This window comes from Pseudomonas sp. P4_C3, assembly GCF_056402075.1.
The window spans coordinates 1-4,053 of record NZ_JBFUIC010000342.1 but is presented as its reverse complement, the minus strand read 5'-3'; the positions used below and the strand labels follow the sequence as shown (position 1 = coordinate 4,053).

Here is a 4,053-nt window from a genome sequence, read left to right as displayed (position 1 = left end):
GAACAGTAGTGAGTGGATTCGAGACGTCATAGCCTTCAACCTTATTGTTAGAAGATCAGTTTGCCTGCCACGCTTAGCGGCAGGCATTGATGTCAATTAGCGGTTTTTCCAGGCATCCGAAGCTGGGGCCTTGCCCTTTTCATAGGGACGAAACAGGGTCATGTATAGGACACCGACAAGGATGACGATGGCACCGACAAGTGCGATGCCGTAGTTCACATACCAAGGCGCATCCGGGGTACGCGGCCAGGACATATTGATGATCGCGAACATGCCGTAGCAAAGGGCAGCGATGTTCACTATCCAACCCCAACGCCCCATGGTGAACTGGCCCTTGGGTTTCCACCCACGGATACGGGCGTACAGCGCACCGCCAACAATCATCTGGAACGCCAGGTAAATACCGATGGCGGCAAAGCTCACTACCAGCGCAATAGCGTTCTGAAGGTAGAAGCCTACGCACACAATGATCGCGGGCAGCACGCCACACACCACCAGGGCTGCAGTCGGGACGTGTGTCGTAGGCGAGAGTTTTTTCAGCACATTACTGCCCATGAGCATTTCGTCTCGAGCATAGGCATAGAGCAGACGACTGGCGGATGCCTGCAAACTCAGCACGCAGGAAACGAACGAAACCGTAATGACCGCCATGACTACCCGAGAGCCCACAGGACCGAACGCGCTGCCGAATATGGTCGACATCGGGTCTTTGTCTTGCCCGGAAATGACCGCAGCCATATCTGGAACTGCAAGGATCAACGCCAGGGCCGCAAAGATCGAGGCGGCGCCGCCGATCCAGATAGTCATCCGCATCGCCTTTGGAACTTGGCGGCTAGGATTTGGGGTTTCCTCGGCAACATCGCCGCAAGCTTCAAAGCCGTAGTAGAGAAACATCCCTGCCAATGAGGCCGTGAGAAACGCAGGCCAATAGGCCCCATCAATGGAAATATCAAAAGTATTGAACAATACGCTCAAAGGCTGGTGGCGCTCGAAGATCAGCAGGTATCCACCGATCAACAAAGCCCCGACTAGTTCGCAGAGAAAACCAAACATCGCCACCCGCGCCAATAGCTTGGTACCACTGAGATTCAAGACCGTCGCCGTCGCCGTCAAAAATAGCGCGACCAACGTGTTAGTTACCGGTGATGACTCGAAACCTAGAAGGTTTGCGATATAGGGGCCAGCCCCCAGCGCGACGGCGGCAATGGTGACACACAGAGAGATGGCATAAATCCACCCGACCATCCATGCCCACTTCTTGCCAACCAGACGACGGGCCCAAGGATAGACGCCGCCGGAAATCGGGTATTGAGATACCACTTCGCAAAAAATCAGACACACCAACATCTGGCCGAACCCCACCAGCAGGTAGGACCAGAACATTGGTGGCCCGCCGGCGGCCAAGCACAGGCCGAACAAGGTGTAGACCCCTACCACCGGGGACAGATAGGTGAATCCAAGGGCAAAGTTCTGCCACAGGCTCATACTACGTTCGAAATTTGAGGTGTACCCAAGGGCGCGGAGTTGCTCCGCGTCTTGATCTACAGCTACCTTGGCGCTAATTGAGCTGTTCATTGCAACATCCTTCAAAAAGGAATTTGTTTTAATAGGCGTTGATCGGACAGTGCCATCCCATCCGTTGCGCGATTAACCAGAGTTGACTCAGAGTTGTATCCAGGTGGCCTTGATCTCCGTGTACTTATCAAAGGCATGCAGAGATTTGTCACGACCATTACCGGACTGTTTAAAGCCGCCGAACGGCGCCATCATGTCACCGCCGTCATAGAGGTTGACCCAAACACTGCCGGCACGAAGTGCGCGGGCCATGTTGTGGGCTCGAGACAGGTCAGACGTCCAGACAGCTGCGGCCAGACCGTAAGGGGTGTCATTGGCGATGCGTACCGCATCCTCTGCTTCGTCGAATTCGATGACTGACAGTACGGGACCGAATATCTCTTCCTGAGCGATTTTCATCGAATTGCTGACGTTGTCGAACAGGGTTGGCTCTACGTAACTGCCACCGGTTTCTACCTGTGCTACGCGTCCCCCGAGCAAGAGTCGCGCGCCTTGTGCTTGACCCTCTTCGATGTACTGCATCACCCCATCCAGATGACGGCCGTCAACCATTGCGCCGACGTTGGTATCAGGGTCGAGAGGATGCCCCGGCTTCCAGCCCCTCATGGCCTCGACAACCATCGGTACAAAACGCTCTTTGATCGATGCCTGCACCAGCAAACGTGAACCGGCAGTGCAAACCTCACCTTGGTTGAAGGCGATGGCTGCCGCTGCTGCTTCGGCCGCCACCTGCAGATCGGGGGCATCCGCAAACACGATGTTGGGACTTTTGCCGCCGGCCTCGAGCCAGACTCGCTTCATATTCGACTCACCCGCATAAACCAGTAACTGCTTGGCTACTTGGGTCGACCCGGTAAACGCCAAGGTATCAACATCACCGTGCAGGGCCAGCGCCTTGCCCACGGTGTGGCCATAGCCCGGCAGAACATTGAGCACACCCGCTGGAAGACCCGCCTCCAGAGCAAGCTGTGCGATGCGGATAGCCGTCAGCGGAGAACGCTCCGAGGGTTTGAGGACAACCGAGTTACCGGCAGCCAGCGCCGGCCCCAACTTCCAAGACGCCATCATCAGTGGGAAATTCCACGGCACGATAGTCGCAACCACCCCAACCGGCTCCCGGGTAACCAGCCCGAGCTGATCAACCGAGGTCGCTGCCACCTCATCGTAGATTTTGTCTATTGCCTCACCGCACCAGCGGATACTGTCAATGCTCCCCGGGAGGTCGACCGACAGCGAATCGGAAATCGGCTTGCCCATGTCCAATGTTTCCAGCAGAGCCAGCTCTTCGGAATGGGCCTGCAACAATTCGGAAAAACGCACCATCACTGCCTTGCGCATTGCAGGTGCTTGGCGTGACCAGACACCGGACTCGAACACTGACCGGGCACTGGCCACCGCCAAATTCGCATCTGCCGCATCGCAACTCGCGACCAAGGCAAGCACACGCCCGTCAATAGGACTTATGCACTCGAAGGTTGCACCTGAACTGGCCGACACATATTTGCCATTGATGAAGGCTCGCCCTTCAATGCTCAGCGCCTTGGCTCTGGCTTCCCACTCTGATCGGGTCAACTGACTCATGGTTAAAACTGCTCCTGGGTTCGGATGGATGCGATCTCAAATCGCCTTAAACATATGGAACCATATCTTTTAGCCCATGAGAACCCCAGAAAAGCGAATATGAGGCGTTTTTTTTGACTTTTTATGCGTTAAAATTCTATAATTCCCCCACGAATACGTACAAAAATAATATTAAATATGAAATAGAATTTTAAAAGAAACGCACATCCGGACGCGCTTGACGCTACATCGGACTATTGCCACAGGCGTAAAACGGCGCCGCCCATGAATGAATCAACCATGAGCCCTACTTCAAGCCTCATACGCCTTAACCAGGAAGGTAAAACGGAGTCTGTTACCCGTCGCCTGATAGAAATGATCGATCTGGGGTTGTTCACAGAAGGCGAACAGCTCCCCAATGAAAGTGCCCTGGCCACCCAACTCGGCGTCGCCACGGTTACGCTGCGGGACGCGCTTGCGGTCTTGCGCGAGCGCGGGGTTATCGAAACCCGGCGCGGACGCAGCGGCGGGAGCTTCATCTGCGCCGCGCCGCAAACCTCAGATCAGTCCCTGTTCGATCAACTACGTGAATTCAGCACGCTTGAACTGCGTGACCTCGCCGATGAACACGCTGCCATTTCAGGCGCCGCCGCCCGACTGGCGGCTCAGCGCACCGGGCCTGAGCAACATGCAAGACTGAGCAGCCTTGTCGACGCCCTGGCCAACGCTCAAGAGCGGCGAGAGCGCCGCCGAGCAGACGCCAGATTCCATATAGAAATAGCCGTGGCAGCGCAGTCTGTGCGCCTGACTCACAGCGAAGCGCGTCTGCAGGCGGAGCTTGGGGAACTGTTATGGCTGCCGTTTGCCGGCCAACCGGATCCACAGGCCATCGAGCGGGAGCATAGAGCTATCCTGGAA

3 protein-coding genes are annotated in these 4,053 nt (G+C 56.0%); 1 reads left to right on the top strand and 2 read right to left on the bottom strand.

The genetic code is table 11. The features are described 5' to 3' along the window. Positions 1 to 96: 96 nt before the first annotated feature. Together AC1DVH_RS27155 and AC1DVH_RS27150 are read right to left on the bottom strand one after the other, a co-directional pair. Positions 97 to 1,575, bottom strand: coding sequence for an APC family permease (locus AC1DVH_RS27155; RefSeq protein WP_150727167.1), 1,479 nt, complete (start codon positions 1,573 to 1,575; stop codon positions 97 to 99). An 87-nt stretch (positions 1,576 to 1,662) separates the two neighbouring features. Beyond that, a complete protein-coding gene (locus AC1DVH_RS27150) occupies positions 1,663 to 3,156 on the bottom strand; it encodes an aldehyde dehydrogenase (protein ID WP_477756395.1) in 1,494 nt (497 codons plus the stop codon). Between the two features lie 279 nt (positions 3,157 to 3,435). Between AC1DVH_RS27150 and AC1DVH_RS27145 the strand changes: the two genes are divergently transcribed. Continuing rightward, positions 3,436 to 4,053 (top strand): FadR/GntR family transcriptional regulator (locus tag AC1DVH_RS27145; RefSeq protein ID WP_477756394.1); only part of this gene is annotated, 618 nt, incomplete at its 3' end.

Coding starts and splice junctions, on each gene's coding strand:
- AC1DVH_RS27155 (WP_150727167.1), bottom strand. CDS start 1,575: ATGAACAGCTCAATTAGCGCCAAGGTAGCTGTAGATCAAGACGCGGAG.
- AC1DVH_RS27150 (WP_477756395.1), bottom strand. CDS start 3,156: ATGAGTCAGTTGACCCGATCAGAGTGGGAAGCCAGAGCCAAGGCGCTG.